The sequence below is a fragment of the Faecalicatena orotica genome (assembly GCF_003149245.1).
GTDB lineage: Bacteria > Bacillota > Clostridia > Lachnospirales > Lachnospiraceae > Faecalicatena_A > Faecalicatena_A orotica.
This window is the reverse complement of record NZ_QGDL01000003.1, coordinates 123,995-140,532: the sequence shown is the minus strand read 5'-3', so window position 1 is coordinate 140,532 and position 16,538 is coordinate 123,995. Positions and strand designations below refer to the sequence as shown.

19 protein-coding genes are annotated in these 16,538 nt (G+C 44.5%); 2 read left to right on the top strand and 17 right to left on the bottom strand.

Going from position 1 to position 16,538, the window contains the following annotated elements:
• The first annotated feature begins 46 nt into the window (after positions 1 to 46).
• Positions 47 to 667 (top strand): DUF4317 family protein, encoded by a 621-nt coding sequence (locus A8806_RS06435; protein WP_109730569.1) that lies wholly within the window; start codon positions 47 to 49, stop codon positions 665 to 667.
• 8 nt (positions 668 to 675) lie between these two features.
• Here the strand turns inward: A8806_RS06435 and A8806_RS06430 are convergent, their stop codons facing one another.
• Both A8806_RS06430 and A8806_RS06425 read right to left on the bottom strand, forming a co-directional pair.
• Positions 676 to 1,743 (bottom strand): tyrosine-type recombinase/integrase, encoded by a 1,068-nt coding sequence (locus A8806_RS06430; RefSeq protein WP_109730365.1) that lies wholly within the window; start codon positions 1,741 to 1,743, stop codon positions 676 to 678.
• Positions 1,744 to 1,961: 218 nt separating this feature from the next.
• Positions 1,962 to 2,327, bottom strand: a complete 366-nt coding sequence (locus A8806_RS06425; RefSeq protein WP_109730364.1) for a LysM peptidoglycan-binding domain-containing protein — start codon at positions 2,325 to 2,327, stop codon at positions 1,962 to 1,964.
• Positions 2,328 to 2,552: 225 nt separating this feature from the next.
• On the opposite strand from A8806_RS06425, the gene lexA reads away from it, so the two are divergent.
• Complete coding sequence (gene lexA, locus A8806_RS06420) at positions 2,553 to 3,167, top strand: transcriptional repressor LexA (RefSeq protein WP_109730363.1); 615 nt, start codon at positions 2,553 to 2,555, stop codon at positions 3,165 to 3,167.
• 118 nt (positions 3,168 to 3,285) lie between these two features.
• Here lexA and A8806_RS06415 read toward each other — a convergent pair whose 3' ends face one another.
• The 15 genes from A8806_RS06415 to A8806_RS06345 form a co-directional block, all read right to left on the bottom strand.
• The gene (locus A8806_RS06415) at positions 3,286 to 6,276 is read right to left on the bottom strand and encodes a bifunctional diguanylate cyclase/phosphodiesterase (protein WP_109730362.1); all 2,991 of its coding nucleotides are present in this window, start codon (positions 6,274 to 6,276) and stop codon (positions 3,286 to 3,288) included.
• 89 nt (positions 6,277 to 6,365) lie between these two features.
• Positions 6,366 to 7,835, bottom strand: coding sequence for an extracellular solute-binding protein (locus A8806_RS06410; protein ID WP_109730568.1), 1,470 nt, complete (start codon positions 7,833 to 7,835; stop codon positions 6,366 to 6,368).
• A 27-nt stretch (positions 7,836 to 7,862) separates the two neighbouring features.
• Positions 7,863 to 8,210, bottom strand: coding sequence for a ribosome silencing factor (gene rsfS, locus A8806_RS06405; protein ID WP_109730361.1), 348 nt, complete (start codon positions 8,208 to 8,210; stop codon positions 7,863 to 7,865).
• 22 nt (positions 8,211 to 8,232) lie between these two features.
• Positions 8,233 to 8,802, bottom strand: a complete 570-nt coding sequence (gene yqeK, locus A8806_RS06400) for a bis(5'-nucleosyl)-tetraphosphatase (symmetrical) YqeK (protein WP_109730360.1) — start codon at positions 8,800 to 8,802, stop codon at positions 8,233 to 8,235.
• A 3-nt stretch (positions 8,803 to 8,805) separates the two neighbouring features.
• Positions 8,806 to 9,411: a nicotinate-nucleotide adenylyltransferase gene (nadD, locus tag A8806_RS06395; RefSeq protein WP_109730359.1), complete on the bottom strand. Its 606-nt coding sequence runs from the start codon at positions 9,409 to 9,411 to the stop codon at positions 8,806 to 8,808.
• A 9-nt stretch (positions 9,412 to 9,420) separates the two neighbouring features.
• Entirely contained in the window at positions 9,421 to 9,711 is a 291-nt protein-coding gene (gene yhbY, locus A8806_RS06390) for a ribosome assembly RNA-binding protein YhbY (protein WP_109730358.1), read from the bottom strand.
• A gap of 16 nt (positions 9,712 to 9,727) precedes the next feature.
• The gene (gene obgE / locus A8806_RS06385; RefSeq protein WP_109730357.1) at positions 9,728 to 11,011 is read right to left on the bottom strand and encodes a GTPase ObgE; all 1,284 of its coding nucleotides are present in this window, start codon (positions 11,009 to 11,011) and stop codon (positions 9,728 to 9,730) included.
• Positions 11,012 to 11,252: 241 nt separating this feature from the next.
• Positions 11,253 to 11,537, bottom strand: a complete 285-nt coding sequence (gene rpmA, locus A8806_RS06380) for a 50S ribosomal protein L27 (protein WP_109730356.1) — start codon at positions 11,535 to 11,537, stop codon at positions 11,253 to 11,255.
• 5 nt (positions 11,538 to 11,542) lie between these two features.
• Positions 11,543 to 11,884, bottom strand: coding sequence for a ribosomal-processing cysteine protease Prp (locus A8806_RS06375; protein WP_109730355.1), 342 nt, complete (start codon positions 11,882 to 11,884; stop codon positions 11,543 to 11,545).
• Positions 11,885 to 11,896: 12 nt separating this feature from the next.
• Positions 11,897 to 12,205: a 50S ribosomal protein L21 gene (gene rplU / locus A8806_RS06370; protein ID WP_109730354.1), complete on the bottom strand. Its 309-nt coding sequence runs from the start codon at positions 12,203 to 12,205 to the stop codon at positions 11,897 to 11,899.
• Positions 12,206 to 12,307: 102 nt separating this feature from the next.
• Positions 12,308 to 13,093 (bottom strand): amidohydrolase family protein, encoded by a 786-nt coding sequence (locus tag A8806_RS06365; RefSeq protein ID WP_109730353.1) that lies wholly within the window; start codon positions 13,091 to 13,093, stop codon positions 12,308 to 12,310.
• Between the two features lie 12 nt (positions 13,094 to 13,105).
• Positions 13,106 to 13,519, bottom strand: coding sequence for a CBS domain-containing protein (locus A8806_RS06360; protein WP_109730352.1), 414 nt, complete (start codon positions 13,517 to 13,519; stop codon positions 13,106 to 13,108).
• Positions 13,520 to 13,539: 20 nt separating this feature from the next.
• Entirely contained in the window at positions 13,540 to 14,859 is a 1,320-nt protein-coding gene (locus tag A8806_RS06355) for an aspartate kinase (RefSeq protein WP_109730351.1), read from the bottom strand.
• A gap of 224 nt (positions 14,860 to 15,083) precedes the next feature.
• On the bottom strand, positions 15,084 to 15,563 hold the full coding sequence (ybaK, locus tag A8806_RS06350; RefSeq protein ID WP_109730350.1) for a Cys-tRNA(Pro) deacylase: 480 nt from the start codon (positions 15,561 to 15,563) through the stop codon (positions 15,084 to 15,086).
• 37 nt (positions 15,564 to 15,600) lie between these two features.
• Positions 15,601 to 16,497 (bottom strand): SPL family radical SAM protein, encoded by an 897-nt coding sequence (locus A8806_RS06345; RefSeq protein ID WP_109730349.1) that lies wholly within the window; start codon positions 16,495 to 16,497, stop codon positions 15,601 to 15,603.
• Positions 16,498 to 16,538 lie beyond the last annotated feature (41 nt).

The window sequence follows — 16,538 nt, the reverse complement described above, 5'->3', positions numbered from 1 at the left end:
GCAGGCACCAAGAACTATGGAGGTAATGAACGTGATTAACAACGAGATGATAAACAGGGAGGATATGCTGGCTTTAACCCGGCGCATGACACAGGCAAGATCCTCTGTTACGAGAATTGCGGGGAGCTATATGGATCAGGATGGAGAAATCGACGGGACATTTAATACAAATTTCCTGAAACTTTCTCCGCAGGAAAAGGGAAAAAACCTTAAGATTGCCAAGGCAATTCCCTTTTCAGAAACAAATGTCAATCTGAAAAGGTATCGATTTCCCGATCGCGCCATGAAACCGGGCAGCATGTGGCAGCTTCTTATGGGTATGAAAACCTGCGGACTGAAAAATGATGCGCTGATGGAAACCTTATATGAACTGATAGCTGAATCCTACCAGTCAGATCATGAGTATGCAGTTTTTGTGTTCCACGACCGGTATGATATCCCGGCCAAGGCAGCAGACCATGAACGGCTGGGGGAATCTGAAGAGGTCTTCGAGTATATTATCTGTGCGGTATGTCCTCTGGCAGGGGACTATGAGCCGGATAAGCCGGAATGCGGTTTTCTGTTTCCCGCCTTCTATGACGGGGGCGCGGCACAGAATTTTGTGGATGTCTTTCAGGCAGATGAAAAGCATCCACACCCGGAAATACTGAAAATATTAGGACTTTAGCCTGCGTTTTACGGTTCCCGCAGCTTAACAGCCCCTGCCGCCTGCCTGCGGCGGTTCTCATCGATAGCCGCATAATGCTTTTTCGTAGTATTCACATCTTTGTGCCCTAAAACATCCGCTACAAGGTATATATCACCTGTTTCCTTGTACAGTGCGGTGCCATAGGTACTGCGGAGCTTATGCGGCGTAATTTTTTTATTCGGCGTGATCTGGCGTGCATACTTCTTAACCATATTCTCAACTGCCTGTACCCCGATCCGTCTGCGCTGGGTAGAAAGGAACAGTGCATTTTCATGGCCGGGCAGGGCAGTAGTGGACTTCCTCGTTGTATAGAGATACATCTTCAGTGCATTCTCGACCTCCTCGCCAAAGTATACAACCATTTCGTTCCCGCCTTTCCGGGTAACCTTCACACCATTATTCTTAAAATCCACATCCTGGATATCAAGTCCCACGCATTCAGAAACGCGGATCCCTGTGCCTAAAAGTAAAGTTAAGATCGCCAGGTCACGATTCTTAGTTTTTTCAAAATATACCTTGCGCTGGCCGGTCAGGTCATCACCCCCGTGTTCCACGTATTCCAGAAGGGTGGCAACTTCATCGGTATCCAGACGTATAATCGCCTTATCATGCAGCTTCGGCATATCGACAAGCAGGGTGGGGTTCTTATCGATAATCTGATGCTTAAAGAAATATGCGTAGAAGCTTCGAAGCGCTGACATTTTACGTGCCAGACCTTTTTCCGTATTTGTGATCTGTTTGTTCCCGTCCCCTTTATAGACCTTCAGATATTCCTGATATTCTTCAATATCGACCGGCTCAATACGTTCCAGATCTTTGACTGTGAACTGGTCCATCTTATAGTTCTTATAAACCGGATTATTCTCCATCAGGAAATGAAAGAAAATCCGGATATCATAGGCATAAGAAATCCGTGTCTTTGCAGAGCTTTTCGGCTCAATGGCACGAAAATAATCCTTCGCAAAAGGCGGCATCGTCTTAAGGATCTCCCTGAGGCGCAATGTGTTATCTATGTAAGTCTGTTCATGGTATGTCTTAGAATCCTGTGTGGACATCTGAATAATTCCCCCTTAATGAATGTAAGAATAATTATACCATATATACGGATTTCTGTCTATATCTATTGGAAAAATCGGTATTTGTCGTATAGATATATTGCTATTACTATACTTCTTTTTGTACATAGGATGAGGCAGCCATGCGGATGACTCCGGCAGGCTGCCTCTGGGTGAGTTTATATATCAATACATAGGGATGTATATTGATACCGTATCTAATTTACAAATTCTGTATTATTATAAGCAACGATCAGATTCTGACCAGCTTTAATCTTGTCTGAGTTCAGTGAATTTATTTCTTTCAGTGTCTGGACGTATTCCTGTACGGAATCGTAATCCTCAGTTATATATGCTTTGGCAATGTCCCATAAAGTATCTCCTGGCTGAATCTCTATGCTTGTATAGTACTTAAAATTGACAGGATTCTCTGAACGGCTTCCATGTGCAGAACTCCGTATATTGCCAAACACTGCACATGCAGCAAATATGATAAATATTGTGGCAATACATATTAGGATTCTCTTTTTTAATCCATCGTCCTGTCTCACTGCTTTTACCTTTGTACACTTCTGGCTTCTCATCTGTATCTCCCCCTGATTCATACTGCATATTTGGATCCCTCGTTCCGTGTCGAACATTTGTTCTTCATAGTTAAGATTATAGTACACGAACACATGTTTGTCAATAGTTTAAACAGTATTTTCGAACGTATTTTCGTAACAAGTGTTTGCTTTTTAACAGGACCTATGGTACTATATTTATACAGCATATCAGATATACTTTAACAATATGAGGAGGTTCCGTGTATGTCACAGGGGAAGATCAGCAAGAAGCAGCTGGAAATATTAGAATACATAAAGTCACAGATTCTTGAAAGGGGATTCCCGCCTGCAGTCAGGGAGATTTGCGAGGCTGTCAGCCTGAAGTCCACCTCATCTGTCCACTCTCATCTGGAGACGCTGGAGAAGAACGGGTATATCAGACGAGATCCAACGAAGCCAAGGGCAATCGAGATTCTGGACGATACTTTTAATCTGACCAGACGTGAAGTTGTGAACGTACCGCTTATCGGCCGTGTAGCCGCCGGAGAGCCGCTGCTCGCCCAGGAGAACATCGAGAACTACTTTCCAATCCCAATGGAATTCATGCCAAACAAACAGACCTTCCTGCTGACCGTAAAGGGTGAAAGCATGATCAATGCGGGCATTCTGGATGGTGATATGGTCCTTGTGGAGCAGGCGCAGACTGCAGATAACGGGGATATGGTCGTGGCCCTTATAGAGGATGGAGCCACTGTCAAGACATTTTACAGAGAAGAAGGCGTCTGCCGCCTCCAGCCAGAGAATGATTATATGGATCCGATCATTGTAAAGGATGTTTCCATTCTGGGCAAAGTAATCGGTGTCTTCCGTTTCTTTTAATTAATGATCCATGATAATAGGAGTACTTTCTTATGAAATAAAAAACATCCTGTCTGAATTGGTAATTCCAGTATCGGAATTCCTCTTCAGACAGGATGTTTTTAACTGACAGTACTTATTAGTTTTGAAATTCTCTGATCTGCTTTAGGACATAGTCATTGATCTTCGGTGGTTCAGCATCCGGACGGGCCAGATAATATCCCTGAAGATAGTCGGCTCCCAGTTCAATCACCTTTTTCATCTCCTGCTCTGTCTCAATTCCTTCCGCAATTACTTTGATGTTTCGCTCTTTCGCATAGGAAATTGTATTCTCCACAATCTTCTGCTTGTCAGTATTAAGATGGATCCCGAAGATGATCTCCCTGTCTATCTTAATATATTTAGGTGCAAGCTCTAGCAATATCCGCTCGCCATTGTAGCCGCTGCCATAATCATCCAGGGCAAAATCAGAGTTCCATCTGTTTACAATCACCCGCTTCACATCCATCGCCTCTTTATTTGTCTCTGAGTCTTCTGTGATTTCCAGTACAAAGTGGTCTAAATAGCCCCTGCATTCTGATTCAATCCGTTCGAGTGCCTGATTACTCAATCTATAGTCAGCCAGAGAGTTGATAAATACTTTGCAGTCATCATCTATTTTATGTTCCCTGATATGCTGCATGTATGTCCTTGTGGCCATTCTCCATGTAAGATCTTCTACCTTATCGAGCTTATGTTCTTCCCGTGCAAGTGAGAGGATCTCTGCCGGACTACGCAGTGTTGGCATTTTCCCGCGCATCAGTGCTTCATATGCAAAGATTCTGCCTGTACGCGCATCCACGATCGGCTGGAAGAAATATTCAACTTCTTCTCTTTCCAGCAGTTCAGTCAGCTCACGGCGGTTCTGGGAAATATATTCTTCACTGTGGTAGGCTCCGATATCAAAATCGCCGATCTCGCCTTTCGTCGAATGCTTCACCTGGTACATTGCAAAATCAGAATACTGCAGCAGCTGCTCGTAATGTCTTGAATCTCTCGGATACCAGGATATACCGCCGGACATCTTCAGTCTCACCCGCTGCATCGGGGGAAGCATAATATACTCCTTGGCAATTCCTTCTCTGAATAGTTTTATCTTCTGGCTGATCTCCTCCTCTGTCTGGTATCCATACAAGAACATATAGAACTCATCCCCGGAAATTCGTGCAATAACAGTGTCAGGAGGCGTATACTTCCGGAAAGAGTCGGCCGCGGCCTGTATATATTTATCTCCATAATCATGCCCGTATTTATCATTAATCTGCTTTAAGTTATCCAGGTCAATCATAACAAGCGCTGCTTTCTTGAGGAGCATTTCTCCTCCCGCAAACAACTGCTGCATGATACGCTGGAATGCCCGTCTGTTTTTCAGTCCGGTCAGAAGGTCATGGTCGCGCTCATGTTCGAGAAGCTGTTTTTCCTGGATTGTCTTCGTAATGTCTTCTGCCACGCCTATGATCCTGCGGCCTTCCAGCCTTGAATAGCTCAGCCTGATGTATGTGTCTCTTTCCCCATAAGGGATCTTGTAGAGAACGTAACTTTCATTCTCTTCTTCCTTATATATATCAAATGAACTCATTTCCTGAATGAATAAATTAATGTCCAGCGTCTGGGATGGGACATCATTTTCACCGAAAATGTGGAAGAAGCCATCCGTTATAAACAGCGTATTATACTCCATATTCAGTTCAAAGCCTGCAATGCGGATACTTGCTTTATTCAGAATCTGTGCGAACTTAGTGGCAGAATCTATCACGTCACTGCTGAGCTTCTCAATCGAGCGCTCCATCTGGTCAAACTCTAAAATATTTGTCCGCGGGAGACGAATCTTTTTCTGGGTATTCATGCGCTGCATATTTCTGGAAACAATATGGATCGGTCTGGAAATCATAAAACTGACCAGAATACTTCCGCCAATACCAATACTGATCGTAACTAAAATTGCGACACCAATATAATTCAGGATATGTCTGGAAAATTCTGTAATGTCGCGTTCCCTGACTACACCTGCAATACCCCAGTGGTCTGATTCAAACGGGCCATTGGAATCATACAGCTGGAGATAATCAATATCAATGAACAACTTTTCCTCTTCCATATCAATATACTGAAGGCCATCTTCTGTGGTCCTGATATGCAGTTCCTCCCCTTGTGGTATACAACTGCTGTCAGATGAAAAAATAGTCTGGTACGTTCCGTCAGCGTCATTTTTGACAAGCACCAGATATGAGGCATCATTTCTGTCATTCATCAGCTCTTCATATGGAAGCATTGTAGAAAGATAATCCAGTGTAATCTCCATCCCAAGCACGCCGTATACCTGTCCGTCTGATGTTATGAGCGGAACAGTGTAGGAGATCATCTCCTTATCATCGTCAGTCAGCGTATGAGGTTTTGACCAGTATCCAAGTTCCGTCAGAGAATCCGCCTTTGGATTCAGGACTCCCTGTTCATAGGGATTCAGGAACAAATTCATCGTTTCCGGATTCTGGGCACTGAATACAAACTGTGGCTTCCATGCGCTGTCTGTTGCAATATCAAGGCTATGTACAAGCTCTACAGAACCTCTTTCTATGAGCAGGTCACTGTTGCGGATAGAAGGGCTCGTTTCCGGATCCAGGTCTCTGAAATAAATACCAGGTTTTGTGATTTGGTCTGCCCCGCGCAGTGTGTCCGGATTGTCTGTATTAAATACAACAAATGCCCCCGTCACTTTATTAGAGCGGAGCATGTCGATCAGGTAACCTGAAATCTGTGACACCAGGGGATAGCAGGCCTCAGAGTTATCTCCTACTGCTGAAAGGTCCAGCATACCGTCTGACTCCAGCTCCTCTGCTTTTGCACTGATCAGCTGTGCTGTGTAGGATACATTTGACCAGTTATTCAGCATCTCATTCTGTAAATAACTGCTTCTGTTTTGAACTTTCCCCTGCACGATACCACGCGCGTTCTGATTTAGTTCCTTTATCGTTCCGCCGAAAATAAATGTTCCCGAGAGCAGAAATACTTCCAATAAAGTAAGGAGAATCATGGGAATCAGTATTCTCTTTAAGATAGGCTTTGCCTTCCGGTGCTTCATACTCATTCTCATTCATCTCCTTCCTTTTATTTTCCGTATTCACTTATGATAAACATCATTTCAGACCATGAATAAAATCAGATGTATAGATATGATACTGCTTAATCAGCCTCAACAAGTGCTGACAGAGATGTAAGCGTTTCCTGATACCATGTTTCAAAGTTCTCATCCGTATCGAATCGGCTGACCGCCTCTGCTCTGGACTGGCCGCCCTGAATCAGTTCAAGTACCTCTTCCCTGTCCGCAGCGGCTTTATCTGAAAGAGAATATTCCAGGACATTGCGTGCATTCGTACCGTTCTTAAAAGCACGGGTAGTGTATAACGTATTATTTTCAATCTGGTCCAGAGATGCATCCAGAACCTGCAGCACACTGCTGTCCGTACTTTCCACTTTCTGGTTAATCATTTCCTTTGTATTTGCTTCCTTCTTTACAGGAAGATAACCGGATGAAACCGCAAAGTCAATATTACGCTCCGTGTCTGTAAACCACTTCAAAAATTCGACGGATGCTTCTATTTCCGCCTTATCTTCTTTGTTCATTACCACCATTCCGGCTCCCTGCTGAACCGCATAGTCCTCTCCGTCTTCAAACTTCGGACAGGTTAATGCCTTCATTTCAATAGGATATGTATGCTCATCATCCAGAGTTACCTGATCCGGAAAAAATGTAGCTCCTGCAGAAGATCCAACAAATGCAAGGATGTTTCCTGTTTTGATGTCATCGCTTCTGAATTTACCTGAAGAAGCAAAGTAACCGTTTACATATGGTACATAATAGTTATCCCAGAGCTTGCGGACGACATCTTTATCAAAATTCAATTCTGGTTTGCCGTCTTTTACAGAGAAAATTTCAACCCCCAGTTCTCTTGCACCAATAATAAAGTAATTTGCCATCGCGTCCCTTCCGAAAAATGCTTTCCCGTCATCCGGCGTATCGGTAAGGCTGTCCGTCCATTCATAATACTCCTGTGCCGTAGCTGTGATCCCTTCGATTGTAGAAATATCTTCCTGAGATGCCCCCGTTGCATCGGCAAATTTCTCCCAGTCAGTCTCATTGAGCATGAATATTTCAGTCGCTTTCGCTACCGGGAATATTTTCAGGGTATCTTCAGAAGAAAACTTTCCTTCATCGATGTAACTGTCCATGTATTCACTGATTTCCTCATCGGTCATGTATTCCTTCAGGTCAACTGCCATTCCCTTCTGGTCTACGGCATAGGCAGTATCTGCATATGCAGCAAAGATATTCGGAATCTCCTTCGCCCCTACTTTCCCGTCTATGGAGGCTATCACATTTTCTTCCAGATCAGCAACATTGCCGAGGCTGGAGGCTTTCACTTTGATTCCAAGCTCTTTTCCTTTCCCTTCATTAAACTCTGTCACAAGCTTGTTGAATGCATCCTGCTGGGCACCATTATAATAATGCCATACCTCAATTGATACCGGTTTTTCTGCATTCAGAAGGCTGTCTTTTTTGCTCTCCTTTTTATCTGCGGCAGAACATCCTGCCGTCAGCATCAGAGCCGCCGCTGTCAGCAGGCTGATTCCCGTTCTATATATACTTTTCACCAGCATTTCCCCCTGATTCATTTTCTGTTATAGTGTGTCAATATCCACAACTTTTCCGTCTCTCCAGATTCTCTCCAGGTTATAGAACAGCCTGTTTTCTTTGTCAAATATATGCACAATAATGTCGGCAAAATCAAGCAGTACCCAGCTACTTCCATATCCTTCACGCTGTTTCAGTGAATATCCTGCCTTATGCAGGCATTCCTCCACATTGTCAACCAGTGCCTTAACCTGACTTTCATTATTTCCGTTCGCAATAATAAAATAATCTGCCAGAACAGATACTCCTGATATATCAATGACCTTGATATCCTCTCCCTTTTTCTCATCCAGTGCCCTGTAGGCGATCTGTGCCATTTCTCTTGCCTGATCCATAAAACAATATCTCCTTTACTTTTTATGATTCTTTATAATAAAATTCATAAGTCTTAACAGTCATCGGGTCGATCTCTCTTCTGGCCCCTTTCAGATAAGATATAGTTGATCCCGCACTTAATGCAACAGCCTTATCAATATCTGTAAAAGCAGCCTTTCTCACCCTTGTAAGCCCCGGAATCTCCATTCGTCCCGGTTCAATATAATCTGCTATATACACAATCTTCTCAAGAAGCGTCATGTCAGGCCTCCCGGTTGTGTGATAGTTGACTGCCCCGAGGATTTCCTGTTCATTGATCCCATACTCATGTTCCGCCAGATATGCGCCCAGACGTGCGTGTATCAGGGCCGGCATCTTTACTTCCGATTCCGTCAGCCGGATGCCGTACTCGTCACAGAGCTTCATCTGCTCTTTGCCCGAACAGAACTTTGCACAGTCATGGAGCAGTCCGGCCAGCAGTGCATTACGGATGTCTTCACCATAACGCATGGCAAGTGAAGATGCCGTATACATGACGCCCAGCGTATGCTCATACCGGTCCGGTTTCAGCTTTCTCTCTAACTTTCTGCGAATTCCTGTTATATCTGTCATGCTTTAACCTTCCTTATATAAATGATGTTCTTTAATATAAGCAGCCACAGCATCAGGTACCATATAGTGGACTGTAAGCCCTTTTGCAGCCCGTTCCCTGATCGTAGTTGAAGAAATCTCAAGAAGCGGTGCGCGCAGCAGTTCGATGTCGGCCGCATATTTCTCTTTTAAATAAGCAATCTGTTTCTGCATATCCCCTACATCTTTGTCATCCCGCATCGCAGCCAGTATTGTACATGTAGGAAAAATTTCTTTAAAAAACTTCCACTGTTCAATAGAAAACAGAGAATCTGCCCCCAGTATAAAGTAAAACTCATTGCCGGGATACAATTCATGAAACTCCAGCATAGTCTTATAGGTATAATGAACTCCCTCTTTTGCCTCATGAAGCGAAACTTTAAAGTGCGGAGCACCCTTGATCGCTGCTTTGACCATTGATACTCTGTGTACCAGTGAAGTATCCATCTCGTCAGTATCTTTGTGGGGCGGATTTCCGTTTGGCAGAAACCAGATCTCATCCAGTTCAAACTGCTCGAACGCAAATTCCCCTAAAAGCAGATGCCCGATGTGGATCGGGTCAAAGGTCCCCCCCATAATTCCAATCTTCATACTATCCCCCTATGGAAGAACAATTTTTTTCTTGTCGTCTTTTCCTTCTTTGTATAATACAATCTTCTTGCCGATCACCTGTACTACCTGTGAACGTGTACGCTCTGCAACCATCTCAGCCAGCTCCCTTGGATCGTCTGCACAATTCTGCAGCACACTGATCTTAATCAGCTCTCTGGCCTCCAGTGCCTCCGCGATTGCGGCCGTCAGGCCGGGTGTCATACTGGACTTTCCTATCTGGAAAATCGGGTCCATTGTCATTGCAAGGCTCTTTAAATATGCTCTTTGTTTTGTCGTCATTCTCTCTTATCTCCTGTTACTTGTAATAATCAAATTGTAATCCATACATTCTTACTGTATCGCCTTCCTGTATGCCTGCCTGCTCCAGTTCATCCAGAATCCCTGCATCTTTGAGGAACTTCTGGAAGAAAGCAAATCCTTTTTCTGAGTCCAGATTCGTATAACCAAGCATCTTATCGATCTTCGGTCCCTCTATTACATAAGCATCTTCCTCTTTTGTGACCGTGTACGGAAGGTCGTCGTAGATGAGTTCGTCTTCCGGGAAGAATTCCTGTTCAAACATGACAGGTTCACTGTCCATGTTCTGAAGCTGTTCACTGACATAGTAAAGCAGTTCAGAGATTCCCTTTCCTGAAACACCGGAAATTGCAAATACCTTCATTCCTTTTGGCTCAAATTCCGCTTTCAGCTTTTCTACAGGATCTTCATCCTCACTATAGATCAGATCTGTCTTATTTGCCGCGATTACCTGGGGACGTTTGGCAATCTCCGGATTATATGCTTCTAATTCTGCATTGATCTTATAAATATCATCTATCGGGTCACGGCCCTCCGTTCCGGCCGCATCGACAACATGGATCATCATCTTGGTCCGCTCTATATGGCGCAGGAACTCATGTCCGAGTCCGACTCCCTCCGAAGCGCCCTCGATCAGTCCCGGGATGTCCGCCATAACGAATCCCTTGGCACCGTCCAGATCCACAACCCCGAGATTCGGATTCAGGGTTGTGAAGTGATAGTTGGCAATCTTGGGATCAGCATTTGTCACTCTGGACAGCAGCGTTGACTTTCCGACATTCGGGAATCCGATCAGTCCCACGTCCGCGATTACTTTCAATTCCATATTCACTTCTAATTCCATCGCCGGCTGTCCCGGCTGGGCATACTTCGGCACCTGCATGGTTGCCGTGGCAAAATGCTGGTTCCCCAGTCCGCCTTTTCCGCCTTTTAAGACGATCTGGCGGCTGTTCTCACCGGACATGTCCGCGATAACCTTACCGGATCGGGATTCTTTAATAACGGTTCCTTCCGGAACCTTTAAAATCAGGTCTTTCCCGTCTTTCCCGTGGCAGCGGCGCTTACCGCCCTGTTCCCCGTCTTCGGCCGCATACTTCCTTTTATGTCTGAAGTCTACAAGTGTGTTCAGCCCCTTGTCTACTTCAAATATCAGATCCCCGCCTTTTCCGCCGTCGCCGCCGTCCGGCCCGCCGTTTGGAACATACAGCTCCCTGCGGAAACTGCAGTGCCCGTCTCCGCCTTTTCCGGATCTGATAAAAATTTTAGCTCTGTCTGCAAACATAATATCTATTTCCTTTTCTTCTTGCTATATTTACTGAATTTTCCAATTCATAATCTTTTTTATTATATCATAACGCATGTATTTTTACTATGAATAATTCACTTTTGATAATAACCAGTATACAACTTTTTCATAAAAATATCCGTTAATGGCCCGTTGCCCGCAGGAAATAAAAAGACGTACTTCCTGTGAAATAATAAAAAGCCCCAGACTGTTAGGTCTGAGGCCACATACGCTACGCTTATTCAGCTACCGGATAGATAGAAACCTGTTTCTTGTCTCTGCCTTTTCTCTCGTATCTAACAACACCGTCTGCTAATGCGAACAGTGTATCATCTCCGCCGCGTCCTACGTTCACGCCTGGATGAATCTTAGTTCCACGCTGTCTGTAAAGGATGTTTCCAGCTTTTACAAACTGTCCGTCAGCTCTCTTTGCGCCTAATCTCTTAGACTCGGAATCACGTCCGTTCCTTGTAGAACCAACTCCCTTTTTATGAGCGAAATACTGAAGGTTCAATTTCATCATGGTTATTACACCTCCTTGAAGATAATATCAATATATGGTTCATAGTCGCTGTCGTCTTCTATCTCTTCTAATCCAAGAATCATAGTCTTTAACAGCAGTTCAGCGTCATGTGCAGGATGATTCACAAACCGAAACTGAATCAGTCCATCTGCATCTTCTGAGTCATCTGTTACAACGGACGTCTCATCATCCGTGTATCTTTCGATTGCATTAATCGTGTTGATAATCAGTGCAGATGCTGCTGCGCATACGACATCCATGCCCTCATCTGCGAACCCGGCATGTCCCTGCGCATCGAATCCCACATATTCGTGCCTGTCGGTTTTATAAATGGTTACCTTAATCATTCTGTCACCAGATTATGCATTGATCTTGTCGATCTTTACTGCAGTATACTGCTGTCTGTGACCATTCTTTTTATGGTATCCAGATTTTCTCTTATACTTATAAACGACAACTTTTTTGCCTTTGCCGTCGCCAACTACAGAAGCTGTAACTGTTGCACCTTCTACTGTCGGGTTCCCAACGACAAGCTTGTCATTGTTCACTGCAAGTACCTGGTCAAATGTATAAGTTTCCCCAGCTTCTACCCCAAGTTTCTCTACTTTAATGATATCGCCTTCGGCTACTTTGTACTGTTTACCACCTGTTGCTATAATTGCGTACATATGGCACCTCCTATTATCATTACTCGCCAATTACGGTGTCTGCAGGGCAGAACTTCAAAACCTCATTGTGCGGCATACCGTTGTAGTATAGCATATCCATTTTTACAAAGTCAAGAGTTTTCTTGCATTTTCGTCAAGAATCTTCTGCTTTTCGTCCTCGCTTAACGGCAGGCTTTTCAAATATGCCACTGACTCCGCCTGGCCCGACCAGGGGGAATCTGTGGCAAACAAGATCTTATCCACACCATGCTCTCTTGCAATACGTACGAACTGCATATCATTGATTACACCGAAGACAACCGCTGTATCCAGATATACCTGCTTTCCAACAAGAAATCGTTCTACGTCATCCCAGCATTTGAAGCCTCCCATATGGGCAGCCACCATTTTCTCAGGGCATACCTCATCAATCACCTCTGCCGCCATCTGCGGGGTACAGTAAATACAATCCGGGTATCCCGGATCATACCCGCCGTGAACGGTAATGATAAGTCCCAGCTCTGATGCGTAAGACACAATACGCTTGTAACGGATATCATTAAACATCGTCTCCTGATAGGCTGGATGCAGCTTAATTCCTTTGAAACCAATATACTTTAATTCTCTCAGCTCGGCCTTATAATCTGCGCTTTCCGGGTGGATTCCGCCAAAAGACAGAATCCGGCCCTCCAGAAATTGTGCTGCAAACCGGTTGATACTTTTAAACTGTGCCGGATTCGTCACTACAGGAAGGGCAACGGAAATATCCATTCCGGACTCTTCGGCAGACTGCTTAAGGCCATCGGCAGTCCCGTCTGTAAATGGTATCGTCTTACATCTGGAGCTTAAAAATTCTAATGTCTTACCTGCAATTTTATCAGGAAAAATGTGTGTATGAAAGTCTATCATGTTGTACCTCTGTTATTTGTCACAGTCATTCAGCTTATCATAACAATACTCTATGATGCTTCTGCGTGTAATGATCCCGATAAACTTATTCTGGTCATCCACAACAGGCACAAAATTCTGGTTCATCGCTTTTTTGACCAGATCCTCCATGTCTGCATCAGCAGCTACCACGTCGAATCTCGCTTTGCGCGGGAAATCGCGGATAAAGACCGTCTCGGCATCCTTGATGCTCAGATTCTTATAGTCCTTGATCCCCCAGAGCAGGTCGCCTTCCGTGATCGTACCTACAAATTCCCCCTGCCTGTTCAGCATGGGGATGGATGCATATTTGTGATACTCCATCGTTTCCAGTACCTGGCGCAGTGTACAGTCATCATATATGTATGCAACTTCAATTTTCGGTTTTAAGAAGAACAAAATGTTCATAATAAGTTAAATACCTTCCTTTAAATTTGTGTCAATACAAAAATCTCGTATAAAGCACGGATTGCATTCTTGAAATCATCGTGTCTGACACCTACGATGATGTTCAGCTCGCTGGAACCCTGGTCGATCATCTTGACATTGATGTGCGCGTGTGCCAGCGCCGAAAAAATCCTTCCCGCAGTTCCGCGTGTCGCGCGCATGCCGCGTCCCACAATGGCAATCAGTGCCAGATCAGATTCCAGCTCAATATGATCCGGATCGACAGCCTTGTGAATGCCTGCAAGTACCTGCTGTTCCTTCTCCTCGAACTCATCTTTGTGTACAAAGATAGTCATTGTATCAATTCCGGAAGGCATATGCTCGATGGAAACTTCATTCTCCTCGAACACCTGAAGCACCTTGCGGCAGAAACCAATCTCCGAGTTCATCATTGCTTTCTCAACTGTAATGGAGGCAAATCCATCTGTGCCCGCTATACCTGTAATCGTATACTTCGGCTGTCTGCATGTACCCTCCACGATCAGTGTCCCCTTATCCTGAGGGGCATTTGTATTGCGGATATTGATCGGGATTCCTGCTTTCCTTACCGGGAAAATGGCGTCTTCATGGAGCACACTCGCCCCCATGTAAGACAGCTCCCTTAGTTCTTTATAGGTAATTGTCTCGATAGACTTCGGATTCTTAACGATTCTCGGATCGGCAATCAAAAAGCCTGATACGTCGGTCCAGTTTTCATACAGGTCCGCTGATGCTGCAAGTGCAACGAGAGAGCCCGTTACATCAGATCCCCCTCTTGAAAAGGTAACTACGGTCCCGTCTTCTTTTGCCCCGTAGAATCCGGGTATGACAGCATATTCCGTCTTATCAAGGCGCCCGGATAATAGTGTATTCGTCACATCGTCATTAAAAGAACCATCCTCATTAAAGCGGACCACTTCAGCAGCATCAATGAATTCGAATCCAAGGTATGCTGCCATGATCTTACTGTTCAGATACTCTCCTCTGGATGCTGCATAATCCCTGCCTGCCTTTTTGCCAAAATTTTCGCGGATGATTTCAAAATCCTTATCCAGGGAAAGAGTCAGATTCAATCCTTCTATAATTTCATTATATCTGTTCTGGATTGCAGAAAGTAAATCAGTGAAATTCTTTTCTTTCATTGCGGCGCCGTAACAGGTATAAAGCATGTCGGTTACTTTTGTATCATTCGAAAAGCGTTTTCCCGGTGCAGATGGTACGACATATCTTCTGGACCCGTCGGAACGGATGATTTCTCCTACCTTCTTAAACTGCTCGGCACTTGCCAAAGAACTTCCTCCAAATTTGACTACTTTTTTCATTCCTCTTTTCCTCCAATATCCTATAAAGGGAATCCATGTTACTGTTCCCACGCTGCGGGCGTTCGCAGTAACGAATACCTTACTTTTTTCGCGTTCTCGGTACATTATTATACCCCACCTGAACCCGCTTGTAAATCTCTTATTCTTGATTTTTTTGCATTTTTTTACAGGACATCCTGCATTTTATGCACCAATTCCTCATTTTTAGATACTTTTATGCAAAATCAGAAGATTACATTTGCATACTTTGCATTCGATGCCTTTTTTAAATCTTCCGGTGAAAGTCTCAGCTGCATGCCGAGTTTGCCGCCGCTGACATAGATCTGTCCGAGTTGCTCTGCTGTCTCATTTATTATAGTAGGAAAAGATTTTTTCATCCCGATTGCCGTGCAGCCTCCCCTGACATACCCGGTGACCGCGGTAATCTCCTTAACGGGCAGCATCTCCAGAGATTTCTCCCCCACTGCCTTTGCCGCTTTTTTCAGATCCAGTTCTGCCTCTACCGGAATGACAAATACATAGTGTTCTTTACTCTTTCCGGTTGTGACCAGCGTCTTGTATACTAATTCATGTGCCAGCCCTGCCTTATCAGCAACACTGACCCCGTCTACAAACTGTTCACATTCATATGTCTCATATGAATAAGGGATCTTAAGTCTGTCAAGTATACGCATCGCATTTGTTTTCAATTCTTTCCTGCCCATGATTCCTCCTAAATGTAATTCCGGCCCCACCGTTTTTCTACAGGTCAAACAAGCTGAGCTGTTCAACCTTATAAGGCCGCCTGTAGCTTGATATAATATCCTTCATTCTATACAGGACCCCCGCCTTTTTACACTCTTCTTCAAACACTCTCCAGAGCTGCCGGGCCCTGGGACTCCTGCATTCATAAGAATTCCCGAAACGCTTTTGATACCGCGTTACCAGGTCTTTATCCGGAAACAGGCAGTTCAGCTTTTCATAATACCATTCTCTCTGGTTATCACGCAGTGTCATCCCGAATGCCGGATAAATGAATCTGGCCCCGGCTTCTCCTGCCATGCGCACGATTTCACAAATATTCTCATCTGTGTCTTCAATAAAAGGAAGCACCGGCATCAGAAGTATACCTGTATATATTCCCTGATCCGAGAGTTTACGGATCAGCCGAAACCTCTCGGAAGACACCGGTACACCCGGTTCCAGTTTCTTAGAAAGCGCATCGTCCGATGTTGTGATCGTGATCTTGCACAGAACCGGTGAATGTTCCCTGATATCACTTAATACATCAATATCCCGTTCAAGCAGTACGCTCTTCGTCGCTATTGCGATCCCAAACTCAAATGCATTGCATAGTTCCAACGCATGCCTTGTCAGTTCGAGCTTCTTTTCAAAAGGATTGTAAGGATCACTCATGGCCCCGGTAGAGATCACTCCACGCATTGTTTTTCTGCGCAGCTCGTCCCTGATAATCTGGAGTGCATTCTCCTTTGCCCGTACTGTATCAAATGAAGATACACCATAACATTCTGAACGGCTGTCACAATATATACAGCCATGACAGCAGCCTTTATATATATTCATATTATACTCCGTTCCAAACCAGGCTTCAGGCTTTTTTGAACGGGTAATGATTGTCTTTGCAGGAATATATTCCATCACCTGTTTCTCCTTTTTGTGCAGGCAGTTTCCTAAGTTTT

Bases quoted from the DNA above. Each gene is read 5' to 3' on its own strand.
- rpmA (WP_109730356.1), bottom strand. From the start codon at position 11,537: ATGATGAAATTGAACCTTCAGTATTTCGCTCATAAAAAGGGAGTTGGT.
- obgE (WP_109730357.1), bottom strand. From the start codon at position 11,011: ATGTTTGCAGACAGAGCTAAAATTTTTATCAGATCCGGAAAAGGCGGA.
- yqeK (WP_109730360.1), bottom strand. From the start codon at position 8,802: ATGACAGATATAACAGGAATTCGCAGAAAGTTAGAGAGAAAGCTGAAA.
- A8806_RS06415 (WP_109730362.1), bottom strand. From the start codon at position 6,276: ATGAGAATGAGTATGAAGCACCGGAAGGCAAAGCCTATCTTAAAGAGA.
- rsfS (WP_109730361.1), bottom strand. From the start codon at position 8,210: ATGGATCAGGCAAGAGAAATGGCACAGATCGCCTACAGGGCACTGGAT.
- rplU (WP_109730354.1), bottom strand. From the start codon at position 12,205: ATGTACGCAATTATAGCAACAGGTGGTAAACAGTACAAAGTAGCCGAA.
- ybaK (WP_109730350.1), bottom strand. From the start codon at position 15,563: ATGGGCAGGAAAGAATTGAAAACAAATGCGATGCGTATACTTGACAGA.
- lexA (WP_109730363.1), top strand. From the start codon at position 2,553: ATGTCACAGGGGAAGATCAGCAAGAAGCAGCTGGAAATATTAGAATAC.
- A8806_RS06375 (WP_109730355.1), bottom strand. From the start codon at position 11,884: ATGATTAAGGTAACCATTTATAAAACCGACAGGCACGAATATGTGGGA.
- A8806_RS06365 (WP_109730353.1), bottom strand. From the start codon at position 13,093: ATGATAGACTTTCATACACACATTTTTCCTGATAAAATTGCAGGTAAG.
- A8806_RS06345 (WP_109730349.1), bottom strand. From the start codon at position 16,497: ATGGAATATATTCCTGCAAAGACAATCATTACCCGTTCAAAAAAGCCT.
- A8806_RS06355 (WP_109730351.1), bottom strand. From the start codon at position 14,859: ATGAAAAAAGTAGTCAAATTTGGAGGAAGTTCTTTGGCAAGTGCCGAG.
- A8806_RS06435 (WP_109730569.1), top strand. From the start codon at position 47: ATGATAAACAGGGAGGATATGCTGGCTTTAACCCGGCGCATGACACAG.
- A8806_RS06360 (WP_109730352.1), bottom strand. From the start codon at position 13,519: ATGAACATTTTGTTCTTCTTAAAACCGAAAATTGAAGTTGCATACATA.
- A8806_RS06425 (WP_109730364.1), bottom strand. From the start codon at position 2,327: ATGAGAAGCCAGAAGTGTACAAAGGTAAAAGCAGTGAGACAGGACGAT.
- nadD (WP_109730359.1), bottom strand. From the start codon at position 9,411: ATGAAGATTGGAATTATGGGGGGGACCTTTGACCCGATCCACATCGGG.
- yhbY (WP_109730358.1), bottom strand. From the start codon at position 9,711: ATGACGACAAAACAAAGAGCATATTTAAAGAGCCTTGCAATGACAATG.
- A8806_RS06430 (WP_109730365.1), bottom strand. From the start codon at position 1,743: ATGTCCACACAGGATTCTAAGACATACCATGAACAGACTTACATAGAT.